This is a genomic window from Melghirimyces algeriensis (assembly GCF_900182565.1).
Taxonomy (GTDB): domain Bacteria; phylum Bacillota; class Bacilli; order Thermoactinomycetales; family DSM-45169; genus Melghirimyces; species Melghirimyces algeriensis.
In genome coordinates this window covers 145,527-166,152 of record NZ_FXTI01000002.1, presented here as the reverse complement: position 1 = coordinate 166,152, position 20,626 = coordinate 145,527, and the positions used below count along the sequence as shown (strand labels likewise).

20 protein-coding genes and 1 pseudogene are annotated in these 20,626 nt (G+C 48.8%); 13 read left to right on the top strand and 8 right to left on the bottom strand.

All coding sequences use genetic code 11. The annotated features are described in order from the left end of the window. Positions 1–32 precede the first annotated feature (32 nt). The gene (gene ilvA / locus FN782_RS03855; protein WP_142504466.1) at positions 33–1,325 is read left to right on the top strand and encodes a threonine ammonia-lyase IlvA; all 1,293 of its coding nucleotides are present in this window, start codon (positions 33–35) and stop codon (positions 1,323–1,325) included. Positions 1,326–1,385: 60 nt separating this feature from the next. Here the strand turns inward: ilvA and cshA are convergent, their stop codons facing one another. The 4 genes from cshA to FN782_RS03835 form a co-directional block, all read right to left on the bottom strand. Continuing rightward, the gene (gene cshA / locus FN782_RS03850) at positions 1,386–2,783 is read right to left on the bottom strand and encodes a degradosome RNA helicase CshA (protein WP_142504465.1); all 1,398 of its coding nucleotides are present in this window, start codon (positions 2,781–2,783) and stop codon (positions 1,386–1,388) included. 119 nt (positions 2,784–2,902) lie between these two features. Continuing rightward, positions 2,903–3,163, bottom strand: a complete 261-nt coding sequence (locus tag FN782_RS03845) for a hypothetical protein (protein ID WP_142504464.1) — start codon at positions 3,161–3,163, stop codon at positions 2,903–2,905. An 85-nt stretch (positions 3,164–3,248) separates the two neighbouring features. After that, a complete protein-coding gene (locus FN782_RS03840; protein ID WP_142504463.1) occupies positions 3,249–3,773 on the bottom strand; it encodes an S-ribosylhomocysteine lyase in 525 nt (174 codons plus the stop codon). 14 nt (positions 3,774–3,787) lie between these two features. Continuing rightward, complete coding sequence (locus FN782_RS03835; RefSeq protein WP_142504462.1) at positions 3,788–4,519, bottom strand: 5'-methylthioadenosine/adenosylhomocysteine nucleosidase; 732 nt, start codon at positions 4,517–4,519, stop codon at positions 3,788–3,790. 211 nt (positions 4,520–4,730) lie between these two features. On the opposite strand from FN782_RS03835, the gene FN782_RS03830 reads away from it, so the two are divergent. The 5 genes from FN782_RS03830 to FN782_RS03810 all read left to right on the top strand — a co-directional run bounded on the left by FN782_RS03830 (position 4,731) and on the right by FN782_RS03810 (position 11,126). Then, positions 4,731–6,083 (top strand): glucose-6-phosphate isomerase, encoded by a 1,353-nt coding sequence (locus FN782_RS03830; protein WP_142504461.1) that lies wholly within the window; start codon positions 4,731–4,733, stop codon positions 6,081–6,083. Positions 6,084–6,358: 275 nt separating this feature from the next. Further along, positions 6,359–7,186 (top strand): MIP/aquaporin family protein, encoded by an 828-nt coding sequence (locus FN782_RS03825; protein ID WP_142504460.1) that lies wholly within the window; start codon positions 6,359–6,361, stop codon positions 7,184–7,186. Positions 7,187–7,251: 65 nt separating this feature from the next. Continuing rightward, positions 7,252–8,742, top strand: a complete 1,491-nt coding sequence (gene glpK, locus FN782_RS03820) for a glycerol kinase GlpK (protein WP_246064849.1) — start codon at positions 7,252–7,254, stop codon at positions 8,740–8,742. Positions 8,743–8,901: 159 nt separating this feature from the next. Next, complete coding sequence (locus FN782_RS03815) at positions 8,902–9,483, top strand: glycerol-3-phosphate responsive antiterminator (RefSeq protein WP_142504458.1); 582 nt, start codon at positions 8,902–8,904, stop codon at positions 9,481–9,483. Positions 9,484–9,500: 17 nt separating this feature from the next. Continuing rightward, positions 9,501–11,126 (top strand): glycerol-3-phosphate dehydrogenase/oxidase, encoded by a 1,626-nt coding sequence (locus FN782_RS03810; RefSeq protein ID WP_142504457.1) that lies wholly within the window; start codon positions 9,501–9,503, stop codon positions 11,124–11,126. 92 nt (positions 11,127–11,218) lie between these two features. Here the strand turns inward: FN782_RS03810 and FN782_RS03805 are convergent. From FN782_RS03805 to FN782_RS03790, 4 genes and pseudogenes are all read right to left on the bottom strand, one after another. Continuing rightward, positions 11,219–12,091, bottom strand: a pseudogene (locus FN782_RS03805) (DMT family transporter). Further along, positions 12,078–12,320: a MerR family transcriptional regulator gene (locus FN782_RS03800; protein WP_185956015.1), complete on the bottom strand. Its 243-nt coding sequence runs from the start codon at positions 12,318–12,320 to the stop codon at positions 12,078–12,080. Before FN782_RS03800 ends, FN782_RS03805 begins: the two are co-directional and overlap by 14 nt. Continuing rightward, positions 12,317–12,484, bottom strand: a complete 168-nt coding sequence (locus FN782_RS17425) for a MerR family DNA-binding transcriptional regulator (protein WP_142504455.1) — start codon at positions 12,482–12,484, stop codon at positions 12,317–12,319. Before FN782_RS17425 ends, FN782_RS03800 begins: the two co-directional genes overlap by 4 nt. A gap of 81 nt (positions 12,485–12,565) precedes the next feature. Further along, positions 12,566–14,230 (bottom strand): putative polysaccharide biosynthesis protein, encoded by a 1,665-nt coding sequence (locus FN782_RS03790; protein ID WP_185956014.1) that lies wholly within the window; start codon positions 14,228–14,230, stop codon positions 12,566–12,568. Positions 14,231–14,370: 140 nt separating this feature from the next. Here FN782_RS03790 and FN782_RS03785 point away from each other — a divergent pair, with 140 nt between their 5' ends. The 7 genes from FN782_RS03785 to def all read left to right on the top strand — a co-directional run bounded on the left by FN782_RS03785 (position 14,371) and on the right by def (position 20,617). Then, entirely contained in the window at positions 14,371–15,252 is an 882-nt protein-coding gene (locus FN782_RS03785; RefSeq protein WP_185956013.1) for a YicC/YloC family endoribonuclease, read from the top strand. Between the two features lie 64 nt (positions 15,253–15,316). After that, complete coding sequence (remA, locus tag FN782_RS03780) at positions 15,317–15,583, top strand: extracellular matrix/biofilm regulator RemA (protein WP_142504452.1); 267 nt, start codon at positions 15,317–15,319, stop codon at positions 15,581–15,583. Between the two features lie 12 nt (positions 15,584–15,595). Further along, the gene (gene gmk / locus FN782_RS03775; protein WP_142504451.1) at positions 15,596–16,219 is read left to right on the top strand and encodes a guanylate kinase; all 624 of its coding nucleotides are present in this window, start codon (positions 15,596–15,598) and stop codon (positions 16,217–16,219) included. 2 nt (positions 16,220–16,221) lie between these two features. Continuing rightward, on the top strand, positions 16,222–16,437 hold the full coding sequence (rpoZ, locus tag FN782_RS03770; RefSeq protein ID WP_142504450.1) for a DNA-directed RNA polymerase subunit omega: 216 nt from the start codon (positions 16,222–16,224) through the stop codon (positions 16,435–16,437). Positions 16,438–16,481: 44 nt separating this feature from the next. Further along, positions 16,482–17,678: a bifunctional phosphopantothenoylcysteine decarboxylase/phosphopantothenate--cysteine ligase CoaBC gene (gene coaBC / locus FN782_RS03765; protein WP_142504449.1), complete on the top strand. Its 1,197-nt coding sequence runs from the start codon at positions 16,482–16,484 to the stop codon at positions 17,676–17,678. Beyond that, positions 17,671–20,127, top strand: coding sequence for a primosomal protein N' (gene priA / locus FN782_RS03760; protein WP_142504448.1), 2,457 nt, complete (start codon positions 17,671–17,673; stop codon positions 20,125–20,127). Before coaBC ends, priA begins: the two co-directional genes overlap by 8 nt. A 16-nt stretch (positions 20,128–20,143) precedes the next feature. Continuing rightward, positions 20,144–20,617, top strand: a complete 474-nt coding sequence (gene def, locus FN782_RS03755) for a peptide deformylase (protein ID WP_142504752.1) — start codon at positions 20,144–20,146, stop codon at positions 20,615–20,617. The last annotated feature ends 9 nt before the right edge of the window (positions 20,618–20,626 follow it).

Here is a 20,626-nt window from a genome sequence, read left to right as displayed (position 1 = left end):
AATGGTCTGAAAATCTGAACGGGGGTTTAGTCATGGAAACGTTATCGGAAGGGTCACTCCAAGTGAAAACACTGGAAACCTCCCAAGTCAGTGTGGAGGATATCCTCTTTGCCAATCATTTGCTCAAAGATGTGATTACCCACACCCCTCTTCAACGAGATCCGGTGCTTTCTTCCAAATATGATTGCAATGTTTATCTAAAACGGGAGGATTTGCAGGTCGTTCGTTCGTTTAAGATTCGAGGGGCGTACAATGTCATTCGTCATCTCCCATCCGAAACGTTGGAACGGGGAGTGATCTGTGCGAGTGCAGGAAATCATGCCCAGGGTGTTGCATTTTCCTGTCAGAACTTGCAAATCCCCGGACGGATTTTTATGCCCAATACCACACCAAAACAGAAAGTGTCCCAAGTGAAGCGGTTTGGAGGATCTTTTGTAGAGGTTGTACTGACGGGAGATACCTTTGATGACTCTCTGGCAGAGGCGTTGAAAACCAGCGAAAAAAGCGGGATGCAATTTATTCACCCTTTTGAAAATCAGCAAACGATTGCTGGACAAGGAACTGTGGCTCTGGAAATCCTGAATGACCTTCATGAAACGGCTGACTATCTTTTTGTCGGAATCGGTGGTGGGGGTCTGGCAGCAGGGGTTGGCACCTATGTCAAAAGCATAAGCCCTGCCACTCGTGTGATTGGAGTGGAACCGATGGGGGCGCCATCGATGAAACACTCGGTAGAAAAGGGTCAGGTCGTTGTGTTGGATGAAATCGATAAATTTGTTGATGGTGCGGCAGTAAGGAAAGTGGGCGAGTTGAATGTAGAGATCTGCAAAAATGTGGTGGATGAATTCGCTCTTGTTCCGGAGGGGAAAGTGTGTACCACCATTTTGAATCTTTACAACGAAAATGCAATTGTGGCTGAACCGGCGGGTGCGCTCGCTATTGCCGCACTGGACCAATATCGGGAGGAAATCCGGGGAAAAAATGTGGTTTGCGTTGTCAGTGGCGGCAACAACGATATTGACCGGATGCAGGAGATCAAGGAGCGGTCGTTGATCTATGAAGGACTGAAACATTATTTTACGGTTAACTTTCCGCAACGTGCGGGTGCGCTCCGGGAATTTCTCGATGAAGTGCTCGGTCCGGATGACGATGTTACACGGTTTGAATACACAAAAAAGAACAGCAAGGAAAATGGCCCAGCCTTGGTTGGCATTGAATTGAAGCGAAAAGAGGATTATCAGCCTTTGATTGAACGGATGAAGAAAAAAGGGATTCACTATATTGAAATCAATAAGGACCCGCATTTGTTTCATCTGTTGATTTAAGGATTTGGGATATAAAAAACCCCTTCACAATAGAAGGGGGTTTTGTCACTTCCGAGGCAGTCAGGACCGCTTGCGCCGTCGATTTCGTCGATGCGTTCGATGATGTGATTTCTTTTTCCGGAAGTGGTTCGGCTTTTGGGAGGGAGAGGTTTCCTCTGTAAGGCGGACCGGGGTTGTATTGGGCTCCTTGGTGATGATTTTGAGTGCTGCCGCCAATAAAGAGACCGAATCGGTTTCTTCCAACAACTCTTCGGCCAATACTCGGTACGATTGATAGCCACCCTCGTGTACCAGAGTCATCAGTGTTTCCACAGCCAAACGCATTTGTCCTTCCATTGCTGCCGCCATGGAAGGGATCGGTTGTCGGGTCATTTTCTTTTTCGTGATCCGCTCAATTGTTTTTAAATGGCCGATTTCCCTGGGTGTGACAAATGTGACGGCAAGGCCTGCTTTTCCTGCTCGTCCCGTGCGGCCAATCCGGTGGACATAGCTTTCCGGGTCCTGAGGAATGTCAAAGTTGTAGACATGCGTTACACCGCTAATATCCAATCCCCGTGCGGCTACATCCGTGGCAACCAGGATATCGATAGTCCCTTCCCGGAAGCGGTGCATCACCTGGTTTCTTCGTGCTTGAGAGAGATCTCCATGGATTCCCTCAGCAGAGTATCCCCGCTTGTTCAATCCTTCTGCCAGCTCGTCCACCCGTCGTTTGGTCCGTCCAAAAACGATCGCCAGCTCCGGAGATTGGATATCCAGAAGGCGACAAAGGGTGTCAAACTTCTGTTTCTGGGGAACTTCGAGGTATTGCTGTTGGATATTGGGCATGGTCATTTCCTTTGCCTGAATCCGGATCAACTCAGGATCGCGCATAAAGCGATTAGCCAAACGGCGAATGGGTTCCGGCATGGTAGCCGAGAAAAGGAGGGTTTGCCGAGTATCCGGCACCTGATCCAGGATCGACTCAATATCCTCTATAAAGCCCATGTTTAACATTTCATCCGCTTCATCCAACACGGCGATTTTTACCTGCTCCATTCGAATGGTTCTCCGTCGCAAATGGTCCAGAAGCCGTCCGGGTGTACCTGCAATCAGATGAGGTCTCTTTTTCAGAGAACGAATCTGCCGATTGATATCCTGCCCTCCATAGATCGGCAAGGTTTTGACTCCTTTAAACTGGCCGATTCGGTTTAATTCTTCCGCAACCTGAACCGCCAGTTCCCTGGTTGGCGTAATGATGATCCCCTGAATTTTATCCAGGTCCGGATCTGCCTTCTCCACCAAGGGAATGCCAAATGCCGCTGTTTTTCCTGTTCCGGTCTGGGCCTGTCCAATCAAATCGTTTCCTTTCAGGGCAACAGGCAGGGCCTTTGCTTGGATCGGTGTTGCTTCTTCAAATCCCATGTTTGTGATGGATTGAACCACTGGGTGGCTCAGGTCCAATTCGTGAAATGTAATCAATGAAGTGACTCCTTCGTTTCCGTTGCAAACGGTTAATCTGGTCTACAGACCTCTAAAAATAACTTCTATCATCATATCGAATCGTATTCCATAAACAAAGCCCCTTTTTTTGGGGCCGACTATTTTTTCGTCAGTTGTTGTCCCATCAATACATTGCGGGCGATGGTCAACTTTTCCTCTACAAATTGAATGGAATGAGACAGTTGGCGATCCTCAAGATGCATGATGGTCAAGGTTTCCGCTGCCCGGCAGAGTTGATCCAGAGCCATTCTTAAATCGGATGGATGAAACCGGCCTTCAAAGGCAACCACTTGTAACTGCAATTTCGTCAATTTTTTTCGAATGCGGCTGATTTGTTGTTGTTCTTCAAGGGTCAACACTAGGAAACCCCTCCTTCCTTTTCCATTGTATGAGGGAGATCCCATAAAAAGAACCTGCCGTTGAGGCAGGTTGGATCGATAAAGGTTACCGATCAGACCGATGAGGCCAATCAGGCAGCCGATTCAATTCATCCTCAGCGTAATCCTTCCGAAACACCGTTAAAAGGTCTTTTTCATCGGTGGACAGCATCCGGCGAGCCCACAATTTGGCTCCATCCAGGTCATGGTCCCGATAATTCCCACAATGGATCGGAGAGCATCCCGGCACGCTGTCAGCATCCAGAATGTCCTGAAGCGTTTGGGTAAGCAAAGAGACTACCTCATCAGCTGTTTTTTCTCCATGCATGATCAGATAGAATCCTGTTCGGCAACCCATGGGTGATAGATCAACTACGTCTGCACTGTGATTACGGCTGTGTTCTGCCATCAGGTGTTCCAGGGAGTGCAGGGCGTCAGAGGGGATAAACCGTTCGTTGGGTTGTGTAAAGCGAAGATCAAATTTAGTGATGGTTTCACCATTTAACCTTTTTACATCCGCAATCCGGACATAAGGTGCGACCACTTGTGTATGATCCAGATTAAATGATTCCACATTGTAGCGGTCAGTCATTGCCAACTCCTCCTTCACTGTTTGAGCGGTTCATGGACGGCTGTGGAAGCTTTGGACGTTAGATATCCCTTTAAAAGCGTGGCATTCCGCTCTGAAATCTCTCTCAGGAATGTTTCAAAAGAGATCTCTGCTACTCCATCGGCATTGTCGGAGACAGAACGAACAGAGACGAAAGGAACCCTGTTTAAGTGAGCAATTTGGGCGAAGGAAGCGGTTTCCATTTCCACCAGGTCTGCATGTGTACAGTCCTGGATTTGCTTGCGGCGCTCATTGTTGGAGATAAAAGCATCTCCGGTGGCTACACGACCCCTGTGAACCGTTAACTCCATATCCAGAGCCGTTTGCTCCAGACTCTGGAGAAGGCTCTCATTTGAAGGGATGATCCGGGGTACACGGGGCAAGGTATGAGGCGCTTCTCCCACACCGGTGCAGTCCACATCATGCTGGATGGATTCGGTCACCAGTACAACGTCCCCTACCTGGAAACGATGGTTTAATGCTCCTGCAGCTCCAATATTGATCACTTCATCCGGCCTGTAAATCGAGATAATGTGTTGTATGCAGGCGGCTGCATTAGCTTTTCCGATCCCTGAAACAGCCAGAATAACCCGTTGGCCGCAAGATTCAGCTACCGCCAGAGACATTCCGCCGAGTTGATGTTCTTCCTGGAGAGTGAGCAGACCTTTCAAAGGCTCCAGTTCTTCCTTCATGGCGGAAATGATGGCGATGGTTTGAGGTTGATTCACTTTGATGCTTCCTCCTTCGATGAAGACGGCGATCGGTTAAAATCGATTGCATTACGGCATTGATTTTGACCCATTCCCTATCATAACATGTTCTCGAATGGCTGCCCATCTCTCTTGATGGAGAGGGTGGAGAACTTCTTCTGATTGGCACAAGGTTTACAAGAAAAGCATGATAAAATATTGGACAAAAGGATAACATGGAGGTACAAACATGGCGAATCAACTGGCATTTGACTATTCGAAAGCACTCTCCTTTTTTGCTGAACATGAACTGAACCAAATGGAACCGGCCGTACGGACGGCCCATAACCTGCTTCATCAAGGGACGGGTGCAGGCAATCAATTTCTCGGTTGGATCGATCTTCCGTCGGAATATGACAGAGAAGAATTTTCCAGAGTCAAGCAGGCGGCGGAACAAATTCGCTCTGATTCGGATGCATTGGTGGTTATTGGGATCGGAGGTTCTTATCTGGGAGCACGGGCCGCTTTGGAAATGCTGACGCATACGTTTTACAATCAGCTTCCTGAACAGAAGCGCAAAGGACCGGAGATTCATTTCGCCGGTCACCACATCAGTTCTACATATATGACCGATCTGTTGGAGCATTTGGAAGGAAAACGGGTCAGTGTGAATGTCATATCCAAGTCCGGCACCACCACGGAACCGGCGATTGCATTCCGGGTTCTCAAGGACTGGATGGAGAAGCAGTATGGAAAGGAAGGTGCAAAAAAACGGATTTATGCCACCACAGACCGTCAAAAGGGAGCCCTGAAGCAGTTGGCTGATACAGAAGGATACCAGCGTTTTGTCATTCCGGATGATGTGGGTGGCCGTTATTCCGTATTGACTGCTGTCGGATTGTTGCCGATCGCTGTAGCGGGAATTGATGTGGATCAAATGATGGCGGGGGCGCAGGATGCCAGCGGGAGATACCGTCAACCGGACCTGGAAAATGAAGCGTACCAGTATGCGGCGGTGCGAAATCTTCTTTATCGGAAAGGGAAGACCGTGGAGCTCTTGGTGAACTATAAGCCTTCTCTTCAATATTTTTCAGAGTGGTGGAAGCAACTTTTTGGTGAAAGTGAAGGAAAAGACCAAAAAGGAATCTATCCTGCTTCGGTCCACTTTACCACTGATTTGCACTCCATGGGACAATATATCCAAGAAGGCCGTCGGGACCTTTTTGAGACGGTGATTCTCGTCAATCGATCGCATAAGAAAATCACCATCCAAGAAAATGCGGATAACCTGGATGGACTCAATTATTTGTCGGGACGTACGATGGATGAAGTGAATCAAAAAGCGTTTGAGGGGACCTTGCTCGCTCACACAGATGGCGGAGTTCCCAATCTCGTTGTCAAGGTTCCTGAGATCAGTGCCTATACCTTTGGAGAAATGGTTTATTTCTTTGAAAAAGCATGTGGGATCAGTGGTTATCTGATGGGAGTCAACCCCTTTGATCAGCCGGGCGTGGAAGCGTACAAAAAGAATATGTTTGCCCTTTTGGGCAAGCCGGGATTTGAAGAGGAAGGGAAGAACCTTCGAAGGCGTTTGGAGAAGTAAAGAAGTGGGGCTCTACAGCGGTTCGGCATGAAAGCTGAACCGCTGTTTCTTGCCCATTTGCAACGAACGTTATAAACTTGTTGTGATCTCTTGCCAATATAAGGTCAGCTGGTTTATAATATTTTTTGAAAGCGCTGTCAAACGACCGGAGAACTGGAGAGGTCGTACTGCACCAATCATGATGCCATCAATGTGGCTCTGACCATGGGTGTAGTACGACCTTTTTTCGCAGTTATCTCAATCTTTTTGTGAAAAACGGAATAAGGAGGAGGATTATGAACAGAACGTTGTGGGGAGAGTGTCTTTCCGAGTTTCTGGGCACGTTGATCCTTATTTTTGTCGGGTGTGGAACCGTGGCACAAATGGTTTTGAACGGCGCGGAGTTTGGTCAGTGGGAGCTATCCTTGGTTTGGGGATTGGCTGTAACCATGGCAATCTATGTCACAGGCTCTGTTTCAGGAACTCATATTAATCCGGCTGTAACGATTACCATGGCTGTCTTTCGTGACTTTCCCTGGAAAAATGTGATTCCTTTTATTGTGGCGCAAGTGGCGGGAGCTTTTTCCGGTGCGGCTTTGGTGTATTGGTTGTACCGCGGGGCCTTTTCCACCTTTGAAAAGGCAGAAGGGATTGCGAGAGGAGCGGAGGAAAGTGTTCAAACAGCGGGTGTCTTTTCCACTTACCCGGCTTCTTTTCTCTCCAACATTGATGCCTTTCTGGTGGAAGCCTGTATCACGGCATTGCTGTTGATTGTAATCCTCGCTGTGGTGGATGACCGGAATCCTCAATTGCCGGCTCTACACAACCTGGGACCTGCTGTTATTGGGTTGACGGTTGCCATGATCGGTGGTTCGTTTGGAAGCCTGACCGGCTTTGCTCTCAACCCCGCGAGGGATTTTGGTCCCAAGTTGTTTGCTTGGATGGCTGGGTGGGAATCGGTTGCCCTTCCCGCTCCGGAAAGTTATTTTTGGGTTCCGATTGCAGGACCGATCATTGGTGGTTTGTTGGGAGGTCTCATCTATGACCGGATGGTTCGTCCCTATCTTCAGGCAAAGGAGCCTCAGGCAAAAGATGCGAAGGAACAACGTTCCATCGAAGCATAACAATGGATGAACATAAAAATGATTGGAATGGAAGGGGAGGAAGCGTTGTGAGCGAAGAAAAATATATGTTGGCGATTGACCAGGGCACTACCAGCACTCGTGCCATGCTTTTTGATCATCAGGGGCAAATCAAGGGGGTGTCGCAACAGGAGTTTACTCAGCTATATCCCCAACCGGGCTGGGTAGAGCATGATGCGGAAGAGATCTGGCAATCCGCCCAAAATGTGTTGGAGGGCGTCTTCAAAGAAAGCGGAATCAAGCCGGAACAGGTAGCAGGAATCGGAATCACCAATCAACGGGAAACCGCAGTCGTCTGGGACAAACATACGGGGAAACCGATCTATCATGCGATTGTGTGGCAAAGCCGCCAGACGGCAGAAATCTGTGAAGAGTTAAAGCAACAGGGATTGGAGGATCTGTTCCGAAAAAAGACGGGTTTGGTCGTAGACGCCTATTTTTCCGGTACAAAGGTAAAATGGATATTGGATCACGTAGATGGAGCTAGGGAAAAAGCGGAGAGAGGAGATCTTCTGTTCGGTACGATTGACACCTGGCTCATTTGGAAGCTGACCGGGGGAACCGTTCATGTGACAGACTATACCAATGCTTCCCGGACCTTGATGTATAATATCCATGAACTGGATTGGGACGATGATCTTCTTCAGGTATTGGATGTCCCGCGCAAGATGCTTCCGGAAGTGAAACCTTCCAGTACCGTCTACGGATGGACGGAAGAAAATGCATTCCTGGGTCACCGCGTTCCCATTGCCGGTGTGGCAGGAGATCAACAGGCTGCTTTATTCGGGCAGGCTTGCTTCTCACCGGGTATGGCGAAAAACACCTATGGTACCGGATGCTTTATGCTGATGAACACGGGGGAACGTGCGGTCCATTCTTCCCATGGGCTGTTGACCACGATTGCATGGGGAATGGATGGAAAAGTGGAGTATGCCTTGGAAGGAAGTATCTTTGTGGCTGGTGCGGCCATTCAATGGTTGCGTGATGGGCTGCAAATACTGGAAAAGGCATCCGATTCGGAAGAGAGCGCCAAACGATTGGAGTCAAATGAAGGGGTTTACCTGGTTCCGGCTTTTGTTGGCCTGGGTGCTCCTTACTGGGATATGGAAGCGCGTGGAGCCATTTTTGGTCTGACACGGGGGACGGGTCGGGACCATTTTGCACGGGCGGCCTTGGAATCCCTGGCGTATCAAACCAAGGATGTTTTGGAAGCGATGAAACAGGACGCTGGAATGGAACTTCAGCAGTTAAATGTAGATGGCGGTGCCGCCCTGAATAACTTTTTGATGCAGTTCCAGTCCGATCTGTTGGGTGTTCCTGTGAAACGGCCGGTGGTGCATGAGACGACCGCACTGGGTGCCGCGTATCTGGCAGGATTGGCTGTCGGATACTGGCAGGATAAAGAGGCGATTGAACAGAACCGGGTGGTGGATGCCGACTATCATCCACAGATGAAAAAAGCGGACAGCGATGCGTTGTACAAAGGATGGCAGGATGCCGTTCGACGGACGATGACCCAGACAAAAGTTACGATATAAGGCTTTTCTGGAAAGCGATTTCGGTATACAATAGAAGATGACAATCGATTACTTTTGTGCGTTGGGACCGGAGATAAAAGGAGAGTCCCTCACCCGGACAACAGTTGTTTTCCGCGTGGGGACTCTTTTTGCATTTTTTAGAGGGGAGTCGTGGGACCGATGGATTTTCAAGCGGGAATCCGCAAGCATCCGGTGATCGCTGCGCTGCGGAATGAAAGAGATCTGAGACGTTTAAAGGATTCCAAACCGGAAGTCAGTTTTCTTTTGTTCGGAGAAATCAATACCCTGGCCCGAACAGTGAAATCTGTGCGTGAAACAGGAAAACAGGTGTATCTTCATGTGGATTTGGCCCAGGGATTTGGCAATGATCGGGCGGCCATAAAATATATCAAAAAAGAGATACAGCCGGATGGAGTACTCTCTACCCGAACCCACCTGGTGCGCTTTGCCAAGGAAGAAGGCTTGTTTGTGATTCAACGTCTGTTTATTCCGGATACCATGTCTGTGGAAACGGGCAAACAACTCCTGAAACAATCCAAGGCGGATGCAGTGGAAGTGATGCCTGGCGTGGTTTCCTCCTGGGTTTTTGATGAACTGAAAGAGAAACTGGGGATTCCCATTGTGGCCGGAGGCTTATTGCGCCGGACGATCGATGTGAAAAATGCGTTCCAAAACGGGGCCAGCGCTGTTTCTGTCAGCAGTGAAAAACTGTGGAATCTTGACTTTCCAATCAACATATAGAGAGGGGGGCTTCAAAGATGCGATTTTCTGCTCAGGACCGTAAAGGATTACTGCAAGAAATGCAAAGCGATCAGCTGGATCTGTTGGTGATTGGAGGCGGGATCACCGGGGCGGGGATTGCCTGGGATGCTGCTTCCAGGGGGCTTTCCGTCGGTTTGGTGGAAAAACAGGATTATGCCGGAGGAACCAGCAGCCGGTCTACCAAATTGATTCACGGGGGACTGCGTTATCTGAAACAGTTTGAAATCAACTTGGTGAAGGAAGTGGGACGAGAGCGGGCGCTTCTTTATGAACGGGCTCCGCATATCGTATTGCCCCGGCCGATGATGCTCCCCATCTATGAAGGGGGAACGTACGGAAAGCTGGCTTCCTCCATTGGTCTGTACTTGTATGATCAACTGGCAGGTGTCAAGAAAGAAGAGCGAAGGAAGATGCTCTCCAGGGAGGAAACGCTGAAAAAGGAACCTTTACTGACAAGCAAGGGATTGAAAGGGTCCGGACTGTATGTGGAATACCGAACGGATGATGCCCGTCTCACCCTGGAAGTGATGAAAACTGCCGCTCAATGGGGAGCAAAAACGGTCAACTATGCGGAAGCGGAATCGTTCCTGTACGAGGGAAACCGCGTGGTTGGTGCCAAAGTGCACGACAGGATCGATGGAACATCCTACGATATTTATGCACGGGAAATTGTGAATGCGGCGGGTCCCTGGGTGGATCAACTCCGTCAGATGGATGGCTCCTTAACCGGGAAGCGTCTTCACTTGACAAAAGGCGTTCATCTGGTGGTTCCCTATGAACGTTTCCCCCTTGAACAGCCGATCTACTTTGATGTACCGGACGGGCGAATGGTTTTTGCCATTCCCAGGGGTCGGACTACCTATATTGGAACGACGGATACCAATTACAACGATTCCATCGATACACCTGTGATGACGGTGGAGGATCGGGACTATTTGCTGGATGGGGTGAACGCCGTCTTTCCGGATGTCCAGTTGAAACCGGAGGATGTAGAGTCCGGCTGGGCAGGCCTTCGCCCTCTGATTCATGAGGATGGAAAGAGCCCTTCGGAATTGTCCAGAAAAGATGAGATCTTTGAATCCAATACAGGACTGATTACGATTGCCGGAGGAAAATTGACCGGATTCCGCAAAATGGCGGAGCGGGTGGTGGACTTGGTCAATCATCGTCTGGAAAAGGCGGGAGTGAGATCCTTCTCACCCTGTCAAACGGATCAACTCTCCATCAGCGGTGGTGCAGATCTGGGAGGAGGAGACGGATTTCACCGCTTCCGCAAGGAATGGATCGGCAAGTTAACAGAGGGTGGTCTTTCTGAAGAACGTGCGGATGAATTGATCCACCTCTACGGTTCCCATGTGAAAAACGTTTGGGAACGGGCGGAACAATCTCCCGAACAGTTGTTACATGCGCAATTGCAATATGCAGTAGAGGAAGAAATGACCGTTACCGCCAATGACTTTCTGATCCGCCGGACAGGCGATCTCTATTTTCATCGCCACCGGGCGGAAGAGAACATCGATGAAGTGATCCAGATCATGTCCAAACTGTTGGACTGGAACGAGACAGAAAAACAGCAACAACAAGAGCTCGTTCAACAGGAAATGCAACGGACGCATCCCTGACGATTAAAACGCAAGCCCGAAATCACGGGCTTGCGTTTTCGTTATCTTCCATTGAAACATCGAGATTATAAGCAAATGCTAATATTCTCATTTTAAAGCGTTTTTTCTAAAAACCCGGAAGCAGTCAATATACCACAGATGACACCGAATGTACCGATCATTTGGAAAAGAGTCAAGGGTGCACCCAGGTTAAAGGAACTCAACATAGCAACCACGAGTACCAGGTTGAAAAAAAGCGATGTTTTTCCTGCGCCCAGTTCTTTCATTCCTTTGTTCCAGTAGAGGTATCCCAAAACACTGGTGAATACAGCCATAAATGGGGTTAACACCTAATCAGTGATAGGGATTTGGGTTATGGATGCGGGGCTGGGTACAAAAAAGGATACAACCATTAGGCAAAAAGCCCCGCTGATCATCGTGTAAGTGGTGGGTAACCAACGAAGAGCTGCGTTTCAGAAATCTTCTTCCCAACACGCCATACAAGGCCCAGCAGAGATTTCCGAGAAAAATATAGATATCTCCCATAGAGAAGGAAAGGGTGCGCACTCCCAAGAACCTTGGGTAATTACGAGCAGAACCCCGGCAAAAGCCAGGATCATCCCCATCCATTGGGGTCTGGTGATGGAATCCTTTAGGAGCCATCAAGTCAAATGTCAGTAAAGGATTGGTCCCCATGATTAAGGTCCCGTTGATGGGGGAGGTAAATGCCAACCCCAGAAAGAATAAAGTATTAAAGACAAAAATACCTATAAAACCCAATAATAGATAAAAATAGACGTTCTCTCGAAGTGATTCCCATCGAACGCGTTCAGTCCGGATCAGGACTCCAAACATGGGGACAGCAGCCAGACCGAAGCGCCAGGCGGCAGCATCAGCTGCCGAAAAGAAGGCGACGGAATACTAAAGGTGGCTCCGGTGAAAAAGGAGAAACCGAACAGCATCCAATAGATTTTATGATTCATCATTGGGGTCCTCCGATAGTGAATGAATTGAATCACTTCGGTCAGTTTTTTCCCTTTTCATCGGCATATCCATCAAGTGATTGGATAAGAGGTGGATACGCTTTTCCAGCATTTCTTTCAGTTCATCCAGGTTTCCTTCTGCATGTTCCAGAATACAGCCATCCTTTAGAAACTCAGCGATATCATTTAATGACATTCCGGTTTGCTTCAGTGAAGAGAGAAGCCGGATCAACTGGATATTACTTTTTGTGTAGATAGGTTATTCCTGTTACGTGCGGGGGGAGGAATAATTCCGGTTTTTTCGTAATGGCGGAGGGTGTATTGAGAAAGGTTTGTCACTTTGGATACTTCTCCAATGGTAAAAAAGAAAGGACCCCCTTTCAGGTAATGTTTCATTATGTTACAGCTCAGAGTTGACTCGATGACAAACTACCTTGACATAAAAACAGATCACGCCACCGGACGGCGGCGTGAGGATCAGGAAGGAATCGAGTTTTCTTCGGGCTGAATCAGTTTTAGGCGGGTCAGCCAGTGACAGATTTGCTCTCCTCTTGGAAGGAGAAGAATTTCGGCTCTGCCAATGGTTTTGGAAAGCAACAAGGCAATGATATAGATGATCGCTCCCGGCAAGATTAGGCCGGTCGCCAAAAGGGTATTTAACAAACGGTCCATTCCAGGGTCCAACCATTGATTGGCACCATAAAGGAATGTCAACAATCCCGCACTCATAATGCCTGAGCAAAAGATGGGATTGAGGATCAGGCGACGATACGGGACCTTTACGCCCGTGTTTCGAACCACGGACCGAACATTTAAGAAACAAACAATCGTATAGGCCAACACCATGGAAATGGCGGAACCGGTAATACCGAGGAAAGGGACAAATATAAAATTGCCGGAGACTTTTACGGCCGCCCCTATTCCAAGGTGGCGAACAGGCAGTCGATTGTAGCCCAGACCTTGAAGGATTCCCGAACTGGTGACCGCTAGGGTGCTGAAAATGGTTGACACGGCCAGGGTGGCAAGGACAGCCGAGCTGGTTTCCACAGCAAGCTGGGATTCATTGTGATACATCATAATGGTAATCGGTTCTGCGAGAATCGCCAGACCCACTGCGCAAGGCATGCCGATCACCACCGTCATGAGCCAGGCCTGGGAAACTTTGCGTTCCACCGCATCGTATTCTTTCTTGGCGATATGCGCGGAAATGGCTGGAATAAGAGCCAGAGTGAGCGCTGAAGAAAAGGTGGCAATCAAGTTGACAAATGGCTCACCGCGCCCGTAAATCCCGAACAGTTTTTCTGCTTCAACCGTGGAAACCTCCAGTCCCCAGCGTAAAAGGCGGGGTACCGTCGCTGAATCCATCAATTGGATCAGTGGCAGAATCAACGTTCCCATCGATATGGGAATGGCAAATTTCAGGATTTTTTTGGACAGAGAAAAAAAAGGCTCCTGATTGACAACCTCCTGATGAGAGTGGGATGGAACCGATGGCTTTCGGCGATCTTTCATAATAAAGATCCCCATTACCAGCAAACCGGCAGTGGCTCCAGTGACTGCACCCAATGTGGCACCGGCAGATACCATCTCCGTACTGAACGCCTCTTCAACCATCCAATAGGTAATGATCACCATCGTCAGCACACGGAGTATTTGTTCTACGACTTGAGAGGATGCTGTGGGGATCATTTCCTGGTGTCCCTGAAAATATCCGCGTGTAACTCCCATGATGGGGACAACTAACAAAGCGAAAGAGAGGACTTTTAATGAGCTCTCCGTTCGGGGGCTGTCCAGGATCACCTCGGAAATGAAACCGGAACCAAAAAAAAGAACACAGAATGCACATAATCCTGTTAGTGAAAGAATGACAGAAGCTGCCCGCATCACCCGTTTCGCGCCATAGTGGTCCCCAACAGAAACCCGCTCTGCCACAAATTTGGACACGGTAATCGGAACGCCGGCGGTCGCTACCATCAAAAGAATGGAATAGAAGGGAAATGATTGTCTGTAAACCCCCATGGCTTGGTCTCCGGCAATATTCTGAAATGGAAGCCAGAATATAAGTCCGAGAGCTTTCGTGATCAGTGTCGCCATGCTCAAAATGATTGTTCCTTTAATGAGACGTTTTGATTTGCCGGACATAAGCATTACACCCTTTGAATTAAATATATCGCTTTTATATTCTATCAGTTTCTGTTAAATCCGCATAGTAGAGAGAGCGGGCATTCTCTTTACTTGAGGGGTGGATTTAAATCCATTAGAATGAGAGGATGATGGAGACATTGAATATTCGAAGCATGACGGGATATGGTCGAGGTGAATCGGAAGCGGAAGGATTCCGTGTGATTGTGGAGATTCGATCGGTTAATCACCGTTATTCGGAGATGGTGGTTCGATTGCCGGCAGGTTGGGGATCTCATGAAGAGAAAGTGAAAAAGCTCCTCCGCCAATCGATCCAGCGTGGACGAATCGATGTTACAGTGACCGTGGAAGGGGAAGAATCGGATCAGCGAAGATTGACGGTGGATGACAAGGCGGTTGAAGCTCTGTGGGAGGCGGCCCAAATGTTGAAGGAAAAATGGGGGGTGAAAGGTGAGCTTACGTTATCTGAACTCTTAAATCACCCGAAAGTGATCAAGGAAGAAGAGCTTACTTTGGAGCCTCAACGGTTGGAAGAGTCACTTTTTGAAGCCGTGAGACAGGCAGCTTCCTCCCTTCTGGAGATGCGGAAACGGGAAGGAAAAGCATTGGCGGAGGATCTCGACCGACGCATTGGCATCTTAAAGCGTTACTTGATCGAAATCCAGGAGCGGTCTCCACAGGTTGTAAAAGAATATCAAAAAAAGTTGCAGGAACGCATGCGTGAACTGCTTGGTGACGTTGAGCTGGATTCGGAGCGTCTTTTGACGGAAGCTGCTGTTTTTGCCGATAAGTCGGATATACAGGAGGAATTGACCCGCTTGTTCAGTCATCTCAGCCAGTTGAAGGATGCCTTAAAGCAAAGGGAACCGGTAGGCAGACGGCTTGACTTTCTTCTTCAGGAATCCAACCGGGAAGTGAACACCATCGGTTCCAAGGCCAATGATGCATGGATTGCTGAACGGATTGTTCATTGCAAGAGTGAGCTGGAAAAAATGAGAGAACAAGTGCAAAATATAGAGTAAACAGGTTATAATGAGATGAATGTGGATGTAACAGACCTTTTTTCGTTTGAGGGGGGATTTCAGGTTGAATATTAAATTGATCAATATCGGTTTTGGAAATATCGTTTCTGCGAACCGAATTATTTCCATTGTCAGTCCGGATTCAGCACCGATCAAACGGATTGTTCAGGAAGCGCGGGATCGCGGGGCACTGATTGATGCCACATATGGACGACGGACTCGTGCTGTTATTATCACTGACAGCGACCATGTCATCTTGTCTGCGGTACAGCCGGAGACGGTGGCGACGCGTTTGGCCACGAAAGATTCTTCCGATGATGTAGAGGACTAGAAAGGGAGTATTATGGGCATTCAAACCAACAAAAAGGGTCTTTTAGTTGTTTTGTCCGGTCCTTCAGGAGCTGGTAAAGGAACCGTCTGCTCCGCTTTAAAGGAAGAGGTTCCAGAACTGGTTTATTCCGTGTCTGCCACAACCCGTCCGCCTCGAAAAGGGGAAGTGGAAGGGGTGAACTACTTCTTTAAATCCAAGGAAGCGTTTCAACGGATGATCAACCAAGGGGAACTTCTGGAGTGGGCAAAATATGTAAACAACTATTATGGAACCCCCCGAACGTTTGTAGAGGAGCGTTTGGCTCAAGGACATGATGTTTTGCTGGAAATCGAGGTCCAAGGCGCTTACCAAGTGAAAAAGGTTTTTCCGGAAGGGGTATTTATCTTTTTGCTTCCCCCATCGATGGAAGAGCTTCGCGCCAGGATTCAGGGACGGGGGACCGAATCAAAAGATACAGTGGAAGACCGTATGAAGGCAGCCCGTGAAGAGCTGGGGCATGCCCGCTATTATGATTACTTGGTGGTAAATGACAAAGTGGCGAAATCATGTCAACAGATCCATTGTATCTTGGAAGCGGAGCATCTGAGAAGAGAACGGATCTTTCAAGAAAATCCCAATTGGCTGGAGGGAATTTGACGATGCTTTATCCATCGATTGACACCTTGATGTCGAAGGCGGACAGTAAATATACACTGGTGATTTTGGCTGCAAAACGGGCCCGTCAACTGCTGGACGGAGCGGAACCCACTTTGGAGCCCCGCTCCAACAAATATGTGGGCATTGCTCTGGAGGAGATTGCAGAAGAACAATTGTTACCGCCTATGGAAGCCAGAGCTGGCGGGGATAAAAAATAACAACCTGCCCAGGTTGTTATTTTTTGTCAAGGAGGAGACGAACCTTGAAGGGAAAACGAATTGTTGTAGGGGTGACAGGGGGGATTGCTGTTTTTAAGGTGGCAGGGTTGGTCAGTCAATTGACGCAGCGGGGTGCGGACGTTCGTGTGATCATGACTGAATCAGCCACGCGTTTTGTCACACCGTTAACATTCCAAACCCTGTCTCGCAATCCGGTTATGGTGGATACATTTGAAGAAAAAGATCCCTCCGTAGTATCTCACATCGATTTGGCTGACCATGCGGACTTGTTTGTCATTGCCCCGGCCACAGCCAATTTTTTGGGAAAACTGGCTCATGGGCTGGCTGATGATATGCTGAGTACCACGTTGCTGGCAACAAAGGCTCCTGTATTGATCGCTCCGGCGATGAATGTCAATATGTTGAATCATCCGGCTGTCCAAAACAATATCCGGCAACTGACGGAATGGGGCTACCGTTTTATTGAGCCTGCATCCGGTCAATTGGCTTGTGGATATATAGGAAAAGGCCGGATGGAGGAACCGGAACAAATCCTGGTTGCTGTCGAGGAGATGTTGGGGGAATCACTCCCGGATTTCAGCGGAAAACGGGTATTGGTTACCGCTGGTCCAACCAGGGAATTTCTGGACCCCATCCGATATCTCAGCAACCGTTCCACAGGAAAGATGGGTTATGCCATTGCGGAAGCAATGTCTCAAGCGGGTGCGGAAACCGTCTTGGTCAGTGGCCCTGTGAATCGGGAGAAACCGCCCGGTGTCAGAGTCGTAAACGTCAACACAGCGGAAGAGATGTTTCACGCTGTGATGCAGGAAATGGATACCGCTCATGTGATTATTCAAACAGCGGCAGTGGCTGATTACACCCCGGTTGATGTCTCCGATCAAAAGATTAAAAAAAAGGGAGATCGCCTTTCCCTGGAGTTGAAAAAAACCACGGATATTGCTGTGGAAGTGGGGAAACGGAAAAATGGACATTTCTTGGTCGGTTTTGCAGCTGAGACGGACCAACTCTCGGAAAATGCACAAAGCAAGTTGCACCGAAAAGGTCTGGATTTGATTGTGGCCAATGATGTTTCGCTTCAGGGGGCCGGGTTTGAAGGGGATACCAATATTGTTACCATCTATGATGCGGATGGGGAAGTGTTACAACTTCCCAAAATGAGCAAAAGAGAGGTCGCTAAACAATTGGTTGGGCTGATCGGAGAGCGGTTCAATGGGTAATGATCATGTCGCGTCAATCATCGTGGACGTGGCTACAGAAGGGACGGACAAAGCATTTGATTATCTGGTTCCAAAAGAGCTTTCTCCTGAGATTGAGATCGGATGCCGGGTAAAAGTTCCGTTTGGTCCAAGGAAGATCATGGGATATGTAGTCGGGTTTCCGGAAAAACCGGCGACCCGTCGCCTGAAACCGATTCTTGATGTGATGGATATCGCTCCTCCTCTCACACCAGAGTTGGTCAAACTGGCTCGCTGGATGTCACAAGCTTATCTGTGCCCTCTGATTACAGTACTCCACGCGATGGTGCCGGCGGTTCTAAAGGGAAAGTATCAACGGATTCTTCGTCTTCACCCTGATTTTGCAATGAAAAAACTGTTTGTAGAAGCAGAGGAAGAACTGGTCCGGTTGCTGCAAAAAAACAGGGAAGTTACGCTGAACCGTGCCCTTTCCCTGAAAGGGGTGGATCGGTCTCTCATTCGGGAAATGGTGGATGAGGGGCTGTTGGTTATGGAAGAACGCGTAAAAGATCGGACAACCCGCAAGCGGCGAATCTGGATTGGTCCCAATCGATCTGTGGATGCATTACGTCAATCTGCAAAAACGCTCCCCAAGAGTGCTGCTCGACAAAAGGAAGCGCTTCTCTTTTTTGCAAAAACAGGAAAAGAAGTGTCTCAGCCGGAGCTATTGAGCCAGTTGGGGATCTCAAAGCCCACAGTGGATCGATTGGTGGAAAAGGGATTGCTTTATCGAGAGGAGAGAGAGGAATATCGGGACCCATTTGCGGGGCATTCCTTCGAAAAAACAGTACCTTTGCCACTAACCTCAGAACAGGAAAAGGCTTTTCAAACGATTCTGGGCCCCCTTCGGGAATATCGCCATGAAACCATTCTTCTTCATGGCGTAACAGGGAGTGGAAAAACGGAAATCTATCTGCAAGCTATTACTGAGGTTTTGAACACAGGTCGTCAAGCGATTGTCCTTGTACCGGAAATCTCGTTGACGCCTCAGATGGTCAAACGTTTCAAAGGGCGTTTTGGTGAAAAAGTGGCCGTTTTGCACAGTGCGCTTTCCGATGGAGAACGGTATGATGAATGGCGTAAAATCCGGTCTGGAGAAGTGGAGGTGGCGATCGGTGCCCGTTCAGCGATTTTTGCTCCCTTTCCCCATCTCGGACTGGTCATTATTGATGAAGAACATGAAAGCTCCTATAAACAGGAAGAGCAACCCCGATACCATGCACGGGAGGTAGCACGGTGGCGATGCGTCGAACATGATGCCGTGTTGGTGATGGGAACGGCCACTCCTGCTTTGGAAAGCTATTATTCGGCACAATTGGGTCGCTATCGGTGGGCAAAATTGACAGAACGCGTACAGGGGCGCCCTTTTCCCCAGGTAGATGTGGTTGATATGCGGAATGAACTTCGCTCCGGAAATCGGTCCATTTTTAGTCAGCCCTTGAAAAAGGCCTTGGAAAACTGCGTGGATCAGGGTGAACAGGCTGTCTTGTTTCTGAATCGCAGGGGATTCTCCACATTTGTTCTCTGCCGGGAATGCGGGGAATCCATACAATGTCCCCACTGCGACATTGCACTGACCTATCATCGGGTCAACCAAACCCTGCGTTGTCATTATTGTGGATATGCATGCGGAGTCCCGACCCAATGTCCATCCTGCTCCAGCAAATACATTCGTTATTTCGGCACGGGTACCCAGCGGGTAGAGGAGGAACTTGCCCGACTGATGCCGGGTTTGCGGGTGATTCGGATGGATGTGGATACCACCCGCCGCAAAGGTGCCCACGAGCGCCTTCTTACAGCTTTTGGTGAAGGAAAAGCGGATGTATTGCTGGGTACCCAGATGATCGCAAAGGGTCTGGATTTTCCAAAGGTGACCTTGGTGGGAGTGATTGCCGCCGATACTATGCTAAACCTTCCTGATTTCCGGGCGGCGGAACGGACGTTTCAGTTATTGACCCAGGTTGGCGGCCGCGCAGGCCGACATCAAAAGCCGGGACGGGTGGTGATCCAATCCTATACACCCAGCCATTATAGTATCGAAATGGCATCCAACTTTAACGCTGATGCTTTTTACCAGCAGGAGTGCAAACTTCGAAAGCAACAGCGCTACCCGCCGTTTTACCGTCTGTTTACCCTTCTTTTCAGTCATCCGGACCGGGTGGCTCTGATGCAGGCTGGTACGCGATCGGCAAAAATGCTGTCCTCCCGGCTTCCAAAGGGAGGGGAGCTTTTAGGACCCGTTCCGGCTCCTGTTCCAAGAATCAAAGATCGCTATCGTATCCAAATCATGATTAAATATGATCATCACATGGATGAACCAACCATTCTCATCGATGCTTTGCGCCAGTTAAAAACGAGCTTCAAGGACCCGGATCTTCGGATTGGGATGGACAGGGAAGGAGTTACATTACCCATTGATGGGGATGGATAAAAAGGAGTTGAGCCTCTTGGCTATTCGTAAAATTATATTGGTTCCTGATCCTATTTTAAAAGAGAAGGCGAAGTCTGTTACCAAGTTTAATGATCGACTTCACAAGTTGTTAGACGATATGGCAGAGACGATGTATGATGCTCCAGGGGTGGGGCTGGCGGCACCACAAGTGGGGATCTCCAAACGGGTGATCGTGGTGGATGATGGAAATGGCTTGATTGAAGCAGTCAATCCTGAATTGGTGCAGAAAGAAGGGGAACAGCTTTCTCCACCACCGGAAGGATGTCTCAGTATTCCGGGGTTGCTCGGCGATGTTCGCCGTGCGGAAAAAGTCAGGATGAAAGCTCAGGATCGGTACGGAGAGACGTTTGAAATGGAAGCGGAAGGATACCTGGCACGGATTCTGCAACATGAAGTGGATCACTTAAATGGTGTTCTCTTTACCGACATTGCAGATCGGGTATATGAAGTGCCGAGAGAGGGTGAATAAATCATTGGA